At 55.9% G+C, this 16,156-nt stretch carries 16 protein-coding genes, 2 tRNA genes and 1 pseudogene; 13 read left to right on the forward strand and 6 right to left on the reverse strand.

Going from position 1 to position 16,156, the window contains the following annotated elements; translation table 11 throughout:
- Positions 1-94 precede the first annotated feature (94 nt).
- From HUS66_RS15655 to HUS66_RS15705, 11 genes and pseudogenes are all read left to right on the forward strand, one after another.
- Positions 95-169: transfer RNA gene (locus HUS66_RS15655), tRNA-Gly, on the forward strand.
- Between the two features lie 195 nt (positions 170-364).
- Complete coding sequence (locus tag HUS66_RS15660) at positions 365-1,303, forward strand: ABC transporter ATP-binding protein (protein WP_175072134.1); 939 nt, start codon at positions 365-367, stop codon at positions 1,301-1,303.
- Positions 1,300-2,073, forward strand: coding sequence for an ABC transporter permease (locus tag HUS66_RS15665; RefSeq protein WP_175072135.1), 774 nt, complete (start codon positions 1,300-1,302; stop codon positions 2,071-2,073). Before HUS66_RS15660 ends, HUS66_RS15665 begins: the two co-directional genes overlap by 4 nt.
- 2 nt (positions 2,074-2,075) lie before the next feature.
- Positions 2,076-2,912 carry an NADPH-dependent 7-cyano-7-deazaguanine reductase QueF gene (gene queF / locus HUS66_RS15670; protein WP_175072136.1) on the forward strand — a complete coding sequence of 279 codons (837 nt, stop codon included), beginning with the start codon at positions 2,076-2,078 and terminating at the stop codon, positions 2,910-2,912.
- Between the two features lie 87 nt (positions 2,913-2,999).
- A complete protein-coding gene (locus HUS66_RS15675; protein ID WP_175072137.1) occupies positions 3,000-3,560 on the forward strand; it encodes a nitroreductase family protein in 561 nt (186 codons plus the stop codon).
- A gap of 3 nt (positions 3,561-3,563) precedes the next feature.
- On the forward strand, positions 3,564-4,061 hold the full coding sequence (locus HUS66_RS15680) for a YiiD C-terminal domain-containing protein (RefSeq protein ID WP_175072138.1): 498 nt from the start codon (positions 3,564-3,566) through the stop codon (positions 4,059-4,061).
- Between the two features lie 109 nt (positions 4,062-4,170).
- Positions 4,171-4,258: transfer RNA gene (locus HUS66_RS15685), tRNA-Ser, on the forward strand.
- Between the two features lie 658 nt (positions 4,259-4,916).
- Positions 4,917-5,150, forward strand: a complete 234-nt coding sequence (locus HUS66_RS15690) for a DUF427 domain-containing protein (RefSeq protein WP_175072139.1) — start codon at positions 4,917-4,919, stop codon at positions 5,148-5,150.
- Positions 5,151-5,348: 198 nt separating this feature from the next.
- The gene (locus HUS66_RS15695) at positions 5,349-7,943 is read left to right on the forward strand and encodes a DEAD/DEAH box helicase (RefSeq protein WP_175072140.1); all 2,595 of its coding nucleotides are present in this window, start codon (positions 5,349-5,351) and stop codon (positions 7,941-7,943) included.
- 45 nt (positions 7,944-7,988) lie between these two features.
- Positions 7,989-8,884, forward strand: a pseudogene (locus HUS66_RS15700) (IS30 family transposase).
- 63 nt (positions 8,885-8,947) lie between these two features.
- Positions 8,948-9,880 carry a DUF4365 domain-containing protein gene (locus HUS66_RS15705; protein WP_175072141.1) on the forward strand — a complete coding sequence of 311 codons (933 nt, stop codon included), beginning with the start codon at positions 8,948-8,950 and terminating at the stop codon, positions 9,878-9,880.
- Positions 9,881-10,334: 454 nt separating this feature from the next.
- Here the strand turns inward: HUS66_RS15705 and radC are convergent, their stop codons facing one another.
- The 5 genes from radC to HUS66_RS15730 form a co-directional block, all read right to left on the reverse strand.
- Positions 10,335-10,832 (reverse strand): RadC family protein, encoded by a 498-nt coding sequence (gene radC / locus HUS66_RS15710; RefSeq protein WP_175072142.1) that lies wholly within the window; start codon positions 10,830-10,832, stop codon positions 10,335-10,337.
- A 13-nt stretch (positions 10,833-10,845) separates the two neighbouring features.
- Positions 10,846-11,457 (reverse strand): lambda exonuclease family protein, encoded by a 612-nt coding sequence (locus HUS66_RS15715; protein WP_175072143.1) that lies wholly within the window; start codon positions 11,455-11,457, stop codon positions 10,846-10,848.
- 59 nt (positions 11,458-11,516) lie between these two features.
- Complete coding sequence (locus tag HUS66_RS15720; RefSeq protein WP_175072144.1) at positions 11,517-12,254, reverse strand: ERF family protein; 738 nt, start codon at positions 12,252-12,254, stop codon at positions 11,517-11,519.
- 11 nt (positions 12,255-12,265) lie between these two features.
- On the reverse strand, positions 12,266-12,451 hold the full coding sequence (locus HUS66_RS15725) for a hypothetical protein (RefSeq protein WP_175072145.1): 186 nt from the start codon (positions 12,449-12,451) through the stop codon (positions 12,266-12,268).
- A gap of 214 nt (positions 12,452-12,665) precedes the next feature.
- Positions 12,666-13,682 (reverse strand): hypothetical protein, encoded by a 1,017-nt coding sequence (locus tag HUS66_RS15730; RefSeq protein ID WP_175072146.1) that lies wholly within the window; start codon positions 13,680-13,682, stop codon positions 12,666-12,668.
- An 84-nt stretch (positions 13,683-13,766) separates the two neighbouring features.
- Between HUS66_RS15730 and HUS66_RS15735 the strand changes: the two genes are divergently transcribed.
- Positions 13,767-13,907 (forward strand): hypothetical protein, encoded by a 141-nt coding sequence (locus HUS66_RS15735; protein ID WP_175072147.1) that lies wholly within the window; start codon positions 13,767-13,769, stop codon positions 13,905-13,907.
- 546 nt (positions 13,908-14,453) lie between these two features.
- Positions 14,454-14,807, forward strand: coding sequence for a helix-turn-helix domain-containing protein (locus tag HUS66_RS15740; RefSeq protein ID WP_175072148.1), 354 nt, complete (start codon positions 14,454-14,456; stop codon positions 14,805-14,807).
- 216 nt (positions 14,808-15,023) lie between these two features.
- On the opposite strand, the gene HUS66_RS15745 is transcribed toward HUS66_RS15740, so the two are convergent.
- The gene (locus HUS66_RS15745) at positions 15,024-15,992 is read right to left on the reverse strand and encodes a DUF932 domain-containing protein (protein WP_175072149.1); all 969 of its coding nucleotides are present in this window, start codon (positions 15,990-15,992) and stop codon (positions 15,024-15,026) included.
- Positions 15,993-16,156 lie beyond the last annotated feature (164 nt).

The following is a 16,156-nucleotide window of genomic DNA, read 5'->3' on the forward strand; positions in this document are numbered from 1 at the left end:
CCATTCGTCTAGTGGTCCAGGACACTGCCCTTTCACGGCAGTGACAGGGGTTCGAACCCCCTATGGGACGCCACTTCACAACGTACGATGATAAGCGGAAATAGCTCAGTGGTAGAGCATCGCCTTGCCAAGGCGAGGGTCGGGAGTTCGAATCTCCTTTTCCGCTCCAATCGTCTCCCCCTTTTGCTTCGCTCAGTCGTCATTCTCTAGCCAGCCCCGGCTCAACGTCTGTCGCAAGCCCGTCGTTCGTTTTTTCCGTGCTTTTTCGCGTGTCTGCGTTTCAGTTCCGTACTCGGCATTGAATTCTGAGCACTCGCCCCTATCCTTAGTGTCCTAATTTTTTAACCATCTCACAGGTGTCCTGATGGCTGAACCGGCGCTGTCCATCCGTGGCCTGACCAAGGTTTACGGCAACGGCTTTCATGCCTTGAAAGGCATCGATCTCGATGTCCAGCAGGGTGACTTCTTCGCGTTACTGGGCCCCAACGGGGCCGGCAAGTCCACTACCCTCGGGGTGGTCTGCTCGCTGGTGCAAAAAACCGCCGGCAAGGTGTCGGTGTTCGGCATCGATATCGACAAGGACTTCGCGCGCGCTAAGAACAACCTCGGCGTGGTGCCACAGGAGTTCAACTTCAACCAGTTCGAGAAGGTCGAGGACATCATTCTCGCCCAGGCCGGTTACTACGGCATGTCGCATCGCGAGGCCAAGCCCCGCGCCGCGGAGCTGCTCAAGGATCTGGGACTCTGGGATAAGCGCGATGGCAGCGCACGCGCACTCTCCGGTGGCATGAAACGCCGCCTGATGATCGCCCGCGCCCTGATTCACCGCCCCAAGCTGTTGATCCTCGATGAGCCCACCGCCGGGGTCGACATCGAGCTGCGCCGTTCGATGTGGGACTACATGCGCCGCATCAACCGCGAGGAGGGCACTACGATCATCCTCACTACCCACTATCTCGAGGAAGCCGAGAGCCTGTGTCGCAACATTGCGATCATCAATCACGGCGAGATCGTCAAGAACACCAGCGTGCGTGAGCTGCTCGGCCAGCTGAATACCGAGACCTTCCTGCTCGACCTGGCCGAGCAGGTAAGCGAGGTGCCGAGCCTCGATGACTTCCAGATCGAGAAAGTCGACTCAAGCCAACTGGCGGTGTCGGTCAAGCGCGGCCAGCGCCTCAACGACCTGTTCAGCCAGCTTTCCGATCTGGGGCTGACCGTGGTGTCGATGCGCAACCGGGCCAACCGGCTGGAAGAAATGTTTGTCTCGATGGTGGAAGAGTCCAACGCGGAGGCCGCGAAATGAATCCCATGCAGATAGCCGTGGCGCTATGGACCCTGGTCGGCAAGGAAGTGCGTCGCTTTACCCGTATCTGGCCGCAGACGCTGCTGCCGCCGTCCATCACCATGACCATGTACTTCATCATTTTCGGCAACCTGATCGGCTCGCGGATCGGGCCGATGGACGGCTACGACTACATGGACTTCATCGTACCCGGCCTGATCATGATGGCGGTGATCACCAACAGCTACTCCAACGTGGCCTCGAGCTTTTTCTCGAACAAGTTTCAGCGCTCGATCGAGGAGATGATGGTCTCGCCGATGCCCAACTGGGTGATCCTGGCGGGCTTCGTGCTCGGCGGCATGGCGCGCGGCCTGGGCGTGGGCATCATCGTTACCGGGGTGTCGCTGCTCTTCACCCGCATCGAGGTGGCGCACCCGCTGCTGACGATCGGAGTGGTGGTACTGACGGCGGCACTGTTCGCCACCGGTGGTTTCATCAACGCGCTGCTCGGCAAGAAGTTCGATGATATCTCCATCGTACCGACCTTCATTCTGACGCCGTTGACCTACCTGGGCGGGGTCTTCTATTCGATTTCGCTGCTGCCTGACTTCTGGCAGGGCGTGTCGATGCTTAACCCCATCCTCTACATGGTCAATGTGTTCCGTTACGGCTTCCTGGGTGTCTCCGACATTCCGGTGGGCTGGGCGCTGGCCGCCATCGCCGCCTTCATTACCGTGCTGTTTGCCGTCGCGTTGTGGATGCTGGAGCGCGGCAAGGGCATCAGGGGCTGATCATGACTCACGACCGTCCAGAAACGCTTGCCGAGGCCCCGCTGGGGCGCGAGTCGGCTTACCCGGAACACTATGATCCGGCGCTGCTGTATCCCATTCCCCGGGCCGCCAACCGGGCGCCGCTGGGCATCGCCAATGATGCCCTGCCGTTCGTCGGCGAAGATGAATGGCACGCCTTCGAGGTCTCCTGGCTGACGCCGCGTGGCAAGCCGGTGGTCGCGGTGGCCCGTTTTCGGCTGCCCGCCGACTCGCCGAATCTGATCGAGTCGAAGTCCTGGAAGCTGTACCTGAACAGCTACAACCAGACGCGCTTCGCCTCCCGCGCGGAGGTAAGTGCCACGCTGGAACAGGACCTTGCTGCCGCTGCCGGCGCGCCGGTCTCGGTCGAGCTCTTCGGCGTCGACAATCAGGCCCTGGCCACCCAGCGCCTGCCCGGCGACTGCATCGACGATCTCGATGTCGAAATCGAGGCCTATACGCCCGATCCCGCGCTGCTCAGCGTGGGTGAAGAGGTCGTTGAGGAAACCCTGCACTCGCACCTGCTCAAGTCCAACTGTCCGGTCACCGGTCAGCCCGATTGGGGCAGCGTGCTGATTCGCTATCGCGGCCCGCGACTCGATCGCGAGGGGCTGCTGAAGTACCTGGTGTCCTATCGGCAGCACCAGGACTTCCACGAGCACTGCGTCGAGCATATCTTCACCGACCTGATGGCCCGCGCCCGCCCCGAGCGGCTCCTGGTGCTGGCCCGCTACGTGCGTCGTGGCGGGCTGGATATCAGCCCCTGGCGGGCAACGCCCGGCGAGCGCCCACCCGAGCCGCTGCGTCTGGCGCGCCAATAGCCATCTGGCGTACAGTCACGCTAGACGCTTTCAGGCGGGCTTCACGCTTTAAACGGCCCGCCACCCCATTGCTGCAAGGAGACCCGGATGGATGCAATGACGCTGCTGCATGAACGCAGCTCCATGGGCAAGTTGTGCAGCCCGGCCCCCGACGCCGACCAACTGGATGCCATCTATCGCGCCGCCCTGCGCGCACCGGATCACAAGGAGCTCACACCGTGGCGGTTTATCGAGTTCTCGGGTGAGGGGCTTACCCGCCTAGGCGAGCTATTCGCCGAGGCCGAGTTCCACAACAACCCGCATATCGACGATGCCGCCCTGAACGCCGCGCGCAAGAAACCGCTGCGGGCGCCGATGATCATCGCCGTGGTCGCCAAGATCACCCCCGACCAGCCCAAGGTGCCGCCCCTCGAGCAGTCGCTTTCTGCCGGCTGCGCCGCCCATGGCATGCTGCTAGCGGCCCAGGCGCTGGGGTTAGGCGCGATGTGGCGCACCGGCCACTACGCCTTCGACCCCACGGTGAAGAAGGGCCTGGGCCTTGGCGAGCACGACGAGCTGGTGGCTTTCCTGTACCTGGGGCAGATGGGCGGGCGCCACAAGCCGCTGCCGGAGCGCGACCCGGCCGACTTCGTCGAGCGCTGGAACTGAGCCGTGCGTGAGGTGGGTGTGCCGCATCCGCGCTTGGCGCTGCCTGCGGCAGGGCAGGGCGATGACCTGAGCGCCTTTCGGCACTGGCTAGAGGCCGCCATTCCGCTGGTGCCGCAGTTGGGCATTGAGGATATGCACTGGCAGGACGACACCCTGGTGTGGTCGCTGTCGCTTGCCCCCAACCTCAACGACAAGGGCACCGGCTTTGGCGGCTCGCTGGCCGCCCAGACCACCCTGATCGGCTGGAGCTGGGTCACGCTCTGGCTGCGCTCCCGGGGCCGCGAGCAAAACGTGGTGGTCGCTGATGCAAGCCAGCGCTTCAAGGCGCCGGTGAGCGGCGACTACCGCATCCTGTGCCGCCCCGAAGACCCGGCAGGGCAGGCGGCCCTGGCCGAGCGCCTCGCCAGCCGTGGCAAGGGGCGCATCGCGCTGGTGCAAGAGCTCTACTGTGGCGACACCCTGTGCCTTACCGCTCGCGGCGACTATGCGGTATTGCCCTGAAGATATTGGGAAAATTTCGCGACCGGCTTGCAATCGCCGCCTGATCTCGATAAAGTATGCGCCGTTCTGACGCGGAAGGCGCAGCCCCCACGGCAGAGCTAAAAATTGCGGAGGGGTGTCCGAGTGGTCGAAGGAGCACGCCTGGAAAGTGTGTAAGTCGAAAGGCTTCGAGGGTTCGAATCCCTCCCCCTCCGCCACCGAATATAGATAAGCCGCTGATTTCAGCGGCTTTTTCTTTTTCTATGCCATCGCAGACCATACTTCAGCCCATACTTTGTGCCTGGCTTTCACTGGCCTTCCCAGGACACTGTTGGACAGTACGTCCCTTTGCAGCACCCTCCCATCGCTTTCCTTTTCCAATGCCACAGCTGTCACTGACGGTCCCGAGCCTGGCACAGGCTGATCGGCAGCTAAACATCAGGCACCTTAGCCAGAACAACGACAAGGCTTTCAGGTAGGTGGCCCATGTGGCCAACCACTCCGATCTACTTGCGATCCAGGATTTGAAAGAGGTGTTTCTTGGGACGATCCATGTGCACGGAGCACTATGCTTTCTTGTGTCGGGTGAACGAGATAGCTCATTCGGGTAGCGTGGTGGTTTTCTGAACCATGGCGATATCTTTTCCCGTAAGCCCCATGCGGCGCGCCTTCGTGATATGGCGAGCGGGGACCTAATCACCGTCGCCACGCTGCTGTGGCTTGCTGGGAAGGCCATCCAGCAGCAGAGCAGGTGATGGCCCAACCCTGTCGATTCTTAACAATCGCGTAGATGAAAACTTGCCAATAGCAGGTGACAGCCGGTGTCAAGCTGGTACGCTGGGTCGTATATAAGGTATGACGCAAAGGAACTGCGCTATGTCCGACTCTTCAAGGGTGCCACGTATCAACCTGTTCCCGCATTCGTGCCGGGTACCCATCTATGCCGTCGACACCTTGGTTGCAGATCCCACGGTGACCCACTGCCCGTTGAAGGGCGATACCGATTGCTACTCCCTCGACAAAAACGCTCACGTTGCTTGGAGTTATCAGCAGCCGACCAGTGAGCGATTGATGTTCGATGCCGATAAGGTAGGCGGACGGTTCGAGTGAAGTCTCCTACCGACCCACAGTGGTCATGTCAGAGCAGATGGTCAGCATCTGATTTTGTTGTGTGTGGGCCACCATGAACACTTGATGATTTATATTTTTAAAATTCTTTGCATTACACTACAACTGAGCCGAACACGCCGCTGTCAGCGCTTGGAATACCTTGGGGTAGATCTTTAATATTAGCTATGATGAGGATTTATGGCGTTTAAAAAACCTTCCGCACACGTTCCTGTCCCTGAGAGTCCGGATCGGCTATTTCGAGATCTTCCTCGCCGCAAGCACCCAAGCCTATATGATCACCAAGGACAGGTTCTCCGAACATACGTAACCGAAGCGCTAGGCGCATCAGACGTAGCTCTTCAGTTGCCAACTGGTAGTGGAAAAACTCTCGTTGGGCTTTTGCTCGCTGAATGGCGACGGAGAAAGTACGGCGAGCGCGTAGTCTATCTTTGTCCTACCAGACAGCTTGTGAGTCAAGTGGCTGACGAAGCGGACGATAAGTATGGATTGTCTGTTCAGGCTTTTACTGGCTCTGTAAAGAACTACACACCAAGTGCGAAAGCTGCCTACTTAGATGGAAACAAGGTGGGGGTTACTACCTACAGCAGCTTGTTCAATACCAACCCGTTTTTTGAGGATCCGGATATTGTTATCGTCGACGATGCTCATGCGTCGGAGAATTATATTGCGAGCCAGTGGACGGTTAATATTCGTCGTTCTGGTGAAGATGAGGGTTTGTTCTATGCTGTCGCTGGAGTTCTTAAGGGGAAGTTGTCAGAGGTCAGCTATGCCCGCATGATTGGGGAGAGAGGTGGCTTTGAGGATATGACATGGGTCGATAAGATCCCAAGCTATAAGTTGGCAGAAATCGCCCAAGAACTGCAGTCAGTTATATCTCAGAATATACGTGAAAGCGATCAGCGTTACGCGTGGAGCATGCTTGAGGATAATCTTGCCGCTTGCCAGTTGTATGTCACATGTTCAGAAGTGATGATTAGGCCACTAATACCTCCGACATGGACGCACCGTCCGTTCTCAGGGGCAAAGCAGAGAATTTTTATGTCCGCCACTTTGGGGGTAGGCGGAGACCTAGAGCGACTCACAGGCCGCACAAATATCACTCGCTTACCTATTCCTGAAGGGTGGGATCGCCAAGGGATAGGTCGTCGATTTTTCATCTTTCCAGAAAGATCTTTGGCAGAGGATGAAACCCTAGATTTACGTCGTTCTCTAATGAGAAAAGCAGGTCGAAGCCTCGTGTTAACACCAACCAATGAGGCTGCAGAGAATATTCGAGAAGATGTAGGCTCTATGTTGAAATTCCCAGTTTTCACTGCGGAAGACCTTGAGTCTAGCCGTTCAGGTTTTGTAGATAAAGAAGGTGCGGTAGCAGTGATAGCTAACCGCTACGATGGAATCGACTTTCCGAATCACGACTGTCGTCTGTTGTTTGTCGAAGGTTTGCCGAGAGCAACTAACCTTCAGGAGCGGTTCCTCATGACTCGAATGGGAGCCAATCTTCTATTTAATGAAAGGGTTCAAACCCGTGTGCTCCAAGCGGTCGGCAGGTGTACTCGAGGCCTCAATGATTACTCAGCGGTTGTGGTCACGGGGGAGGATCTTCCAGCCTACCTAACGGATCGACGCAGACGGAAGCATTTCCATCCTGAATTGCAAGCTGAGCTTGAGTTTGGGGTGGAGCAGTCGAGCGAAGTCAGCGCGGAAACCATCAAGGAAAACTTCGAAATATTCCTTGAGCATGAGTCAGAGTGGGAGGAGGCAAATGAAATTATTCTAGAAGCAAGGGGCAACGCAGTTCAGGAGCCTTTTCCCGCAATGGGTGAGTTATCCTCAATCGTGAAGCATGAAATAGTCTGGCAGCAGGCAATGTGGGGGCAGGACTACCCGAAAGCATATGAGTCTGCTCGTGAAGTGCTTGGTGGGCTAAACAATAGTGAGCTTCGGGGTTATCGAGCACTATGGCATTACCTTGCAGGGAGTGCAGCCGAACTTGCATCCGCACAAAAATATGCCGACTTAGGTGTGCAGGCAAGAGAGCAGTTCAAAAAGGCGAAAGACGCGGCAGCGGGTATTCCTTGGCTCGTCGAACTGGCGCATGGGCGCGATGAACCGCCAACAGCCGATGAACAAGATGATACAGTTATCCAGCTACAGGTCGAGCGTCTTGAGGCCTACCTACAGAAGCTAGGTACGGTTCATAACCGCGCGTTTTCGGCGAAAGAGAAGAAGATTCGTGACGGTCTCCAGGATGGTGCCTCATTTGAGCAGGCGCAGGTGCTGCTAGGCGAACATCTCGGTTTTGTGGCGGGCAAGCGCGAGACTGATGCTTCCCCCGATCCATGGTGGCAAGTTAGTGATGTGGTTATCGTTTTTGAGGATCATGCCAATGCTAACCCAAGCACAGCCGTAATTGACGCGACTAAGGCGCGACAGGCGGCTTCACACCCGGATTGGATCCGAGATCATGTGACGGATGCCGTAGATGCACGAATTATTCAGCCTGTGCTTGTGACACCAGCCAAGAAGGCCATGCCTGGAGCGCAGCCACATCTCATGAGGGTCGCTTATTGGGGGCTAGATGAGTTCCGGGCATGGGCTGAAGAAGCTCTAGTGACGGTCAGGGAACTGCGTAGGAGCTTTCAGGAACCGGGAAACTTGGCGTGGAGGGCTGAAGCAGCAACAGCTCTTGTAAATGCCATGGCAGATGCGCCGGGACTGAGTGTTTGGCTTGAAAGACGGCCTGCGCGCGAGTATCTGGAGGAAACGCCATAGGGTCTTTGTTTTTCGGCTCAATCTCAAAGCGCTTGGCCGAAAATTCTGAGTGCAACGCCTGACCGAATCGGTAAGGTGTTGTACCCATGTCATATTCTGAATTCTGTATCGAAGAACGGGCGACGATCCAGGTCTACCCCACACGCGCAACAGCGTTGCCAGGATCGCCGGACAGTTTGTCGGCCAAGGCGCAAGCTGCTTCCTGAAAGCCCTCGGGTCGCCTTGATTCAGCACATGCTGCGTCAACGCTTGCCCCCGAGCAGATCAGCGGCAAGCTCAAGCATATGAATATCCCTGACCTCCGAGACTCCTACGTATGCCGTGAAACGATCTACAGCGCTATCTATGCGTTGCCCGTCGGCGAGCTACGAAAAGAGCTTGCGGCAAGTTGACCGGCGCAACCAGATCCCTGATATGGTCAGTATTTACCTCCGTCCTCCCGAGGTGGAAAAACGTGAATTCCCCGGGTACTGGGAAGGCGACCTGATCAAAGGCGAGGGCAATGCATCGGTTGTCGGCACCATCGTCGAGTTGAAAAGCGGCTACCTGATTTTGGCAAAGATGCCCTATGCGATCGCCACCTCTGCCCTGGAAGACTTTAGCGCTGCGCTGAACCGTATATGCCGTTGGCTGCTCGGGAGGGCATGACATATGACCAAGGGCGCGAGATGATGTAGCACGCCCAGATCACCCAGAATACAGGTGTTGCCATCTAATTTTGTGACCCGCATAGCCCGTGGCAAAGAGGAGCCAACGAAAATATCAATGGGCTCATACGGCATTACTTGCCCAAAGGGACGGACCTATCGGTCTATAGCCAGCAAGAACTAGATGAGGTCGCGCTTGAGCTTAACATGCGTCCGAGAAAGCGCTTTGACTTCAAGTGTCCCATTGAAATGATGAGCGAACCGAGGGCGCAGACCATCAAGCTCCATCATTGACACATTGACTGTGTTGTAATCAGAAACTGCATCCACCAGCTATTTTTAATCGGAACGAACTCCATGAATGTTCTTGAATTTGACCAAGGAAACGCCGGAGAGAGTATGGCCGCAAGTGCCTTGTCTCTGATATTTAATGGGGAGACGGCCCGAGAGACAATGCGAGGCGAGGGCATGGGCGCTCTCGATCTTCAATTAAAGTACTCGACAGACTTCCCTAGCCCGTCTTACACTCAAGTGGCAGTGCAAGTAAAAACTGGGCCAAGCTTTGGTCGCTGGACACCAACAAAAAATCGCTGGCGATTACAAAACATTGATCAGGCACATCTAAAAAAGTGGAAAGCAACGAATCAGCCAGTTATCTTGATCTGGGTTCGCCTCGACCCGGAAATAAAAATATATTGGAAGCTTGTAGACAAAAAAACTCCGGTTGAGACACTCTCTGTGTCAGAAAACCATCTTCTCACCCCAGCATCAAGATTTGAAATAGAGCGACTGCTGAACAAGCAACGTCTACCCATCACTAGGGCAGGTAGCTTTACGGTACCCTCGGTCACAACCACAACTGAGGCACGCCACTGGGCTAGAACAAAATTTAAAAAAACAAAGGGAGAAATCAATTGCTGCCTAGGAAAAGTCGCCATCACGAATTATGCCTGGCGACACCTAACAAGAGTCACGCGAGCTCAATCTCACATTCGCGACAGCTTGATAGCTCTGCCGCATGCAAAGGAGCTACTTTCCAAGACACCACACCAGATTCAAACTCTTCCAGACGCAGTTGAGTTAGTGGGAGAAAAAATTACTGTAAATAGAAAGGTTCTTGCGGTGTATCGCAACGTGCACTTCTCTGACAAAGGAGATTGCGTGGTCTATATCAGACTGGACGAGAAAGTCATCTACAATAAATGCTGGAGAAAAAAAGGCTTAATCAGGCAGAAGCTCTGTCAACAACTTAGATTGGAAAGTATTTATAGGAAGACTGCGAAAAGATAGTGCGCATCCCCCCTCTTCACTTACCTGTCCTACACACCAATATGAATATCAATGAGATCAGACACATACCCGAGAAGCGCTGGAGGTATGATCGCGCGCGAGAGCTGAGGAGCGCGCCATTATGATAAAGTGGATTCTGGCTTTGTCAATAGAGATCAATCATCTTGGCCGTTTGAGCGGCCTTGCACTCAATCCTATGGGGCGCAAGCATTCATCTCGGCCTCCTCGTTGCGAACCAAGAGCGAGGGGCCGCTTTCAGTGCTACCTAAGAGTTAGGAAATGACCACCGGCGCTGGCTCTCATTCACATCAATACCATGCACACAGCCCCATGGACGCAATGAACAAACGTCCGCTTTTGGCCGGTAGCTGCCAATGTTCACCAAAAAAAGAAGTAGCTCGATAAGCCGGCGTCGCCCCTGAAGGCAGCGCCGGCGTTGTGGGTTGGTTGACGTTCAGAGGTACCCAAGCTCTGCAAAGGATGAGCAACCTTCTGTCCCAACCACGATGTGATCGATGATGCGGATTTCCACCAGGCCCAAGGCTTCCGTGAGCCGTTGCGTGATGCGTCGGTCTGCATCGCTGGGCTCGGGATCGCCAGAGGGGTGGTTGTGAACCAGGATCACCGCAGCAGCATTCCAAGCTAGGGCCTGTTTGACTACTTCACGCGGGTAAACGCTCGCCGAGTCGATGGTGCCGCGGAAAAGCTCCTCGAAGCAGATCACCCGATGCTGGCAGTCGAGGAATAGGGCACTGAATATCTCGTGCTCATACTCCTGCAATAGCAGCTGCAGGTGCTCGAATGCCAGCGCGGGCTTGGTAATCTTGCGTCCCCTGGCCAGCCGACGACGAGCAAAGGCCTTGGCGATGCTGAAGAGCTCCGATTCAGTCACCGTGTCGGTGATGCGATAGGTGCCGGCGGTCTCGCCGGCACTCAGCTTGCGGTGGTTCATGGTGTCTCCTTCCTCAGGCCGCCATGACCATGGCCATCCGGCGCTCCAGCTCCTCGTGGAAAGCCTCGACGCGCTCGGCGATGTTGCGGATCATCGTCTCGTCCCGGTAGGCCCGCTTCACGAACAGAGGCATGCCCGGCCAGTAGCTGACGAAGTCGATCCATTCCCGCTCGCTGACCCACAGACCGCCCTGGCACTGCGCCAGGTGCTCCTGGGGCAGCTCATCGGCCAGCAGAAGCTCGATCTGGTACTTGGGCAGCTTGGTCTTGATCTCCACCAGGCCGTGGCCATCCACCAGACAGTCTGGCGAATACCCCACCCCGTGATTAAGGATGATGCCGACCTGCTCAAGACGCGGTAATCCTGTGGCTTCTTGGTAGAGCTCGCGGGCCACCGGCTCCAACTCGTGTCCCCGCTGAGTGTGGGTATTGCCTTGGAAGGCATCAGAGGGCTCGCCGGTGATGCGTTCGCCAATCAACTGGTGCATGTAGCTCAGTGCACCGGCTCCGAAGCCGTTCGGCCCCTTGCCCTTGACCAGCAGAGTCTTCAGCTCGGACATGGTGACGATGCCGAGCCTTGCGGCATGCCACTCGGGCGTGCCCTGGTCCAGTGTCAGGATCTGCATAATGATCTCCTTCTCGATGACACGGCATAAGCCGCGAGGGGAGGGCCCTCGCCAGCCGATCAGTGATGTTGGCGGTTGGGCTGTGCCCGCTTTTGCAGAGAGGCTCGAAGTCTGTCGAAGTCGCCGCGCGGTACCTGCTCGGCCTCGCCGTACTTGCCGACGAACCATTCCTGGGTGGCGGGAGGACAGATGGTGATCAGCTGCTTGATCTGACCCGCCTGGAAGGGCGTGACCAGCTTCACCGGAGCGGCGCTGTGTCCGTTGTCGTCCTGGCCGCGGGTGGTGATGTTGAGCAGGGCAGAGAGTACGTAGCGCTTGCCGTAGCTGGTGGAGGAGCCGAAGGCCTGGACGGCATTTTTGCTGCCGCTGGTATCGGCCGGCAACAGCATGCTGGTTTCTTCACGATGACCGTCTTGGTGCATCAGCACGCCGGTCACCTGAATGCCGCATTCCTGGGTCTGAATGCGGAAGCTCATCGCGAAGCCGTGCTTCTTCATGATCGGCCGTACGGTATCGACGATGTCCTCCAGAGTGGCGTAGTTACCGTTGTTGGCCTTGCCACGCTCGGCGATACTCGGCACCTCGGTCTGCATGGCAGCCATGGCAGCGCTATAGGCCATCAGCGCCTGACGATCGAGCACGCGTTCCTGCATCTGCAGTAGGCGCTCCATCTTGTCGATGTCGACCTCTGGGTTGAGAGCGGCCCGCTCGATCACCTGGATGATCGCCGTGCTGTCTGGGGTGGCTTGGGTAACCGGTGCTTTGTTGACGGTCTTGGGGTGAATGGGCGTTGCCATGATGGCCTCCGTTAGCGATAGCGTTGGATGACGTCAGGGAGTTGGTCGATAGGCACCGGCTCGAGGGTTAGGGCCACGCGATAGACGCGGCCCTGGGACAGCACGTGGGTCTCGGCCGTGTGTTTGCCGGCTTCTAGCAGTTGACGGGTGAGCTTCGTCAGCGAATAGCACAGTTCCAGTGAAAGGGCTGTTGGCATTATCGATTCCTCCAAAATAAAGCGCCCGGCCTTGGGGCCGGGCGCTTTATCGTTGATTATTTCGACCTGTAATGATCGGTGCTTGAGTGGAGAATAATGACAATCCAAGCTCAATATAAATATCGAACAGGGTTCGGTCAGCTATAAGGTGCTCGATATCGGTGGAGCAGCAGGGGAAGAGTGCTGATTGTCATCATTGGGAGCGGCATATGCTTCAATCATGGAAGAAATCTGGATTCAGCCCGACAACGCGTTGGTCATCGAAGCGATATCCGTTCTCGTAGCAGAGCGCCTCTTCGCATTCATAACTATCCGATACCATGGGGAGGTGCTCTGGGAGATCTCTTTTGTTGATCGTTATCATTCCACCTTTTTCCACAGCTAACGCACAGTTACGCAATGATGGAGTGCAATCCACCCAATAATAGCCATCCTTCACTTCTGCTTTATGGGCTATCTGGGTGTAGCTAAATGAAGCTCGATTTAGGGCCGTAATATGGCCTTCCGCATCTCGACAGAAGGTTCCTCCACATTGCATTGTTTCGCCTGGCTGACTCAAGGGGATATAGTCTGGGAGGTCATAGAAGTCAACTTCGACGACTTCATTTTCACTTAGCTCTATGCGACAAGTGTCGTAGCAGCTTAGGACGCGGTAGGTACCTTCCGGCGGAGGTGTATATGGCTCTTCATCCTTCTTCGGTACTTCAGCCTTGGCTCGCTCATTAGGAGAGTAGTTGTAGAAGGCATCTTGGTCATTCTCGATATAGGGGAGTTCAAAATCATCAGCTAGTGGTCCAGTACCATATCGGTAGGCAAAGGCCCGGTTGGTTTCTGGCTCAGGGTGGAGGTAGTAATCCTTCGTGATGCGGATGAGAGATTTATTGATATGTCCCCAGTAGTCTGTTCCAGTCGGCAACTTACCAATGAAATTGCCACTCTCTTGGTAGATGCCATTCCCTTGGTGAGTAGCGATGGTGTTGTTGGCCTCCGCTTTAGTGAAGATTCCATTTTCCTGATCAGTTCGGTAAAGAACTGTCTCTTGGCTGGGTAAGCCCTCTACCCTACAGTCCAAGTATAGGCCGCCCTCACTCACTATTTGGCAGGGAACGGCGTCTGGGGCTTCCGCTGTAAGACGAGTTGGGGTGTCGATATACCACCACTCATTGGCATGGACTTCAGCAGAAAGCCCAAAAGCAATGAAGACATTAAATGCTTTTATGAGAGAATTCATGAGCTGCGACTCTGGTTGAAGTAAAACTCAAAGATAGATAGCCATCGGAGGCAGGAGAATAATGAGTATAAGGACTTGGTTGTCATGCCAGTCACGATTGCCTCAGCTTCTTTCTCCGCCGGCTTCATGTTTTTAGCTCTTGCCTATGCGCAACATTTTACGCTTCCGTATATTTTATTGATTATTTTTTACCAAGCGGTGTGGCAAGGGTTTAAGTCACTTTGAAGTGGGTGGCTGATGTCACTTAGCTTGTTTGTAGGGAACCGGTGAGCACTGACATTAGTCTTTATTATCAGGTTGTTGGCGTTTCGGAATTTCTCCCAGAATGACTCGAAATTTGCTGAGCATACTCTACATTCAGTGTTGAAGGGATTGGAGTAAGATTCCCCGTCAACAATGACATCAAACTGTTCGTTTCTAGCCCCTTCAGAGTCATACATTTTTCCCTGGATAGTAGCTGAGGCACTAATATAGCCATCGTATCTAGGGCATGAGATGTGAAGCCTGTTCCCATTTCCGTCATCGACACTGTATTCGAAGACTCCCATACCATAGCCTTCGGTCCATTCGTAAGTACCGGCCATGGCGGTGGCTGTCAGTGTGCCGAGCACCATCGCAGTAAGCAGTTTCTGTCGTTTCAACACTGAGTCTCCTATCTCGTGGAAGGGGCATTTTGCTTAAGTGTCAACTCTTAAGGTTGATATTCAACCTTATGAGCCCTTCAGTCAAATGGGTTGTCGCCCAACCATTTAGGTTGACTGGGAGGGCGGCATGAGCGAAGCAAGGCAAGGTACTCCATCAGAGCGCATCGGCAGAGCCATCGCGAGGCATCGGCTGCGGTGCGGGCTGACCCAAGAGCAAGTAGCCGAGCGGCTGGGGATCGGTATGGAAGCGGTGTCCCGTATGGAGCGAGGGCTGGTGACCCCAAACATTTCTCGCTTGTTTGAGCTGGCTTCCCTTTTTGGCTGTGAGGCAGCCGACCTGCTGCGTGACATTAGTCCTCTTGCAGACGATCAAGCGCGGCGGATTCGAGACCAGTTGGAGAGGCTGAGGCCTTCGGATCGCGACTGGGTCATTAGCCTGATGGACCAGCTTTGTGAACGGCTTGATCGCCCTGATGGGTGAACCAGTACCAGTGATTACGTTTACGTCACAAGTTGCCCCGAATGCAGCTACTGATCACCCGTACCAAGGTGAGATTGCTGTTCAGAGAGGTCTGCCGTGGACGAGCAGTGCAATCACGTCGTATGCATACATTTTATTCCCTAGGCGTGGTTAGAAAATTCGATCAGGGGCTGCCAGCCGGCAGCCCCCTATATACTGCTCTTGCAGTACGTGGCTTCACGCCACTAGTGCAAGGGCGGACTCCAGGGCCTTGTCCTTGAGGCTCGCCCCTTGGCCGAACCATGCGGAATCCATACGGTAATCGTTGCCACGGGCGCGTTTCTCATGGTCCACGTACTCGGTCACCGCGTTAAGCAGACCCCACGCGGTGCCTTGCGCCGTGCATAGCTGTGAGCCACGCCCCTCACCCTGGAAAAGCTTCTGGACGCGATTAAGAGCCCGGACGTTGGGCAACCGAGACGGATCTTCCAGCGGTGCTTCGGCATTGCAGATCACTGCCTGGAAGTAGGCTCTCGCTTCCTCCTGACTGACCTTGCGCTCGGCCAGCGTTTTCAGGCGATACATGAAGTCGTCCCACTGTGAGACAGAGATCCCCAATTGCTGCTTGACCAGCTGAGGACGGAACTCGGTGCTGTGCGGTACTTTCACCCCTTGCGACATACCGTCTACGGCAATGGATAGGGTGTTGTTGCATACCACCCGCACCGAGGTCGGCATAGCGACGGTGGCCAGAGATCCATCGCAGGACGTAGCCAACAGCAGGTAGTCGTTGACCTGGTCTTGACCCTTCAGAGCCCCACCCAGGCCACTCTTGGCCAACGCCCAGAACTTGCGACCACCTTTGAGCACACCCGCGGTCTCGAGCTCATAACCCGCGTATTCCGTGAGATCGCGATAGAACTCCAGTACCTCTTCCGGCTGCACCACCTTGTAGCGTTGGGAGACCACCGATAGCGGATCCTTGGTATCGGAGCGGTAGAGCACTTTCTGTTCCGGGAAGGAGTGGGTGCTGCCCAAGTGGCCTGCTCCATCGGCAATGAAGCGTACCGGGGATTCATCGATGTGCCAGTCCATGCCGGCTTGCTGTCGCCAGACTTCCAGCGGCTGGTGACGAGACAGCTGCTGGCCCAGCCCATGCCAGGGAGTGTCGCCGACGTAAGCCATGTGCTCGATTTGATGTGCCATGAGAAATCTCCTGGACGAAAAAAAGCCGGCTGAGTGCCGGCTGATGGGATAAGAGGATGTGTCGTGTTGGGTCAGGCCAGCTCACGGAACGCGTGGCCACACCCTAGACAGAGCCAGGGGATGCCTTCTCCGGGAGGGAACAGGTTTACGACTAGGCGATCGCC

This window comes from Onishia taeanensis, assembly GCF_013349955.1.
GTDB lineage: Bacteria > Pseudomonadota > Gammaproteobacteria > Pseudomonadales > Halomonadaceae > Onishia > Onishia taeanensis_B.

Bases quoted from the DNA above. Each gene is read 5' to 3' on its own strand.
- HUS66_RS15660 (WP_175072134.1), top strand. From the start codon at position 365: ATGGCTGAACCGGCGCTGTCCATCCGTGGCCTGACCAAGGTTTACGGC.
- HUS66_RS15665 (WP_175072135.1), top strand. From the start codon at position 1,300: ATGAATCCCATGCAGATAGCCGTGGCGCTATGGACCCTGGTCGGCAAG.
- queF (WP_175072136.1), top strand. From the start codon at position 2,076: ATGACTCACGACCGTCCAGAAACGCTTGCCGAGGCCCCGCTGGGGCGC.
- HUS66_RS15675 (WP_175072137.1), top strand. From the start codon at position 3,000: ATGGATGCAATGACGCTGCTGCATGAACGCAGCTCCATGGGCAAGTTG.
- HUS66_RS15690 (WP_175072139.1), top strand. From the start codon at position 4,917: ATGTCCGACTCTTCAAGGGTGCCACGTATCAACCTGTTCCCGCATTCG.
- HUS66_RS15695 (WP_175072140.1), top strand. From the start codon at position 5,349: ATGGCGTTTAAAAAACCTTCCGCACACGTTCCTGTCCCTGAGAGTCCG.
- HUS66_RS15705 (WP_175072141.1), top strand. From the start codon at position 8,948: ATGAATGTTCTTGAATTTGACCAAGGAAACGCCGGAGAGAGTATGGCC.
- radC (WP_175072142.1), bottom strand. From the start codon at position 10,832: ATGAACCACCGCAAGCTGAGTGCCGGCGAGACCGCCGGCACCTATCGC.
- HUS66_RS15715 (WP_175072143.1), bottom strand. From the start codon at position 11,457: ATGCAGATCCTGACACTGGACCAGGGCACGCCCGAGTGGCATGCCGCA.
- HUS66_RS15720 (WP_175072144.1), bottom strand. From the start codon at position 12,254: ATGGCAACGCCCATTCACCCCAAGACCGTCAACAAAGCACCGGTTACC.
- HUS66_RS15725 (WP_175072145.1), bottom strand. From the start codon at position 12,451: ATGCCAACAGCCCTTTCACTGGAACTGTGCTATTCGCTGACGAAGCTC.
- HUS66_RS15730 (WP_175072146.1), bottom strand. From the start codon at position 13,682: ATGAATTCTCTCATAAAAGCATTTAATGTCTTCATTGCTTTTGGGCTT.
- HUS66_RS15735 (WP_175072147.1), top strand. From the start codon at position 13,767: ATGCCAGTCACGATTGCCTCAGCTTCTTTCTCCGCCGGCTTCATGTTT.
- HUS66_RS15740 (WP_175072148.1), top strand. From the start codon at position 14,454: ATGAGCGAAGCAAGGCAAGGTACTCCATCAGAGCGCATCGGCAGAGCC.
- HUS66_RS15745 (WP_175072149.1), bottom strand. From the start codon at position 15,992: ATGGCACATCAAATCGAGCACATGGCTTACGTCGGCGACACTCCCTGG.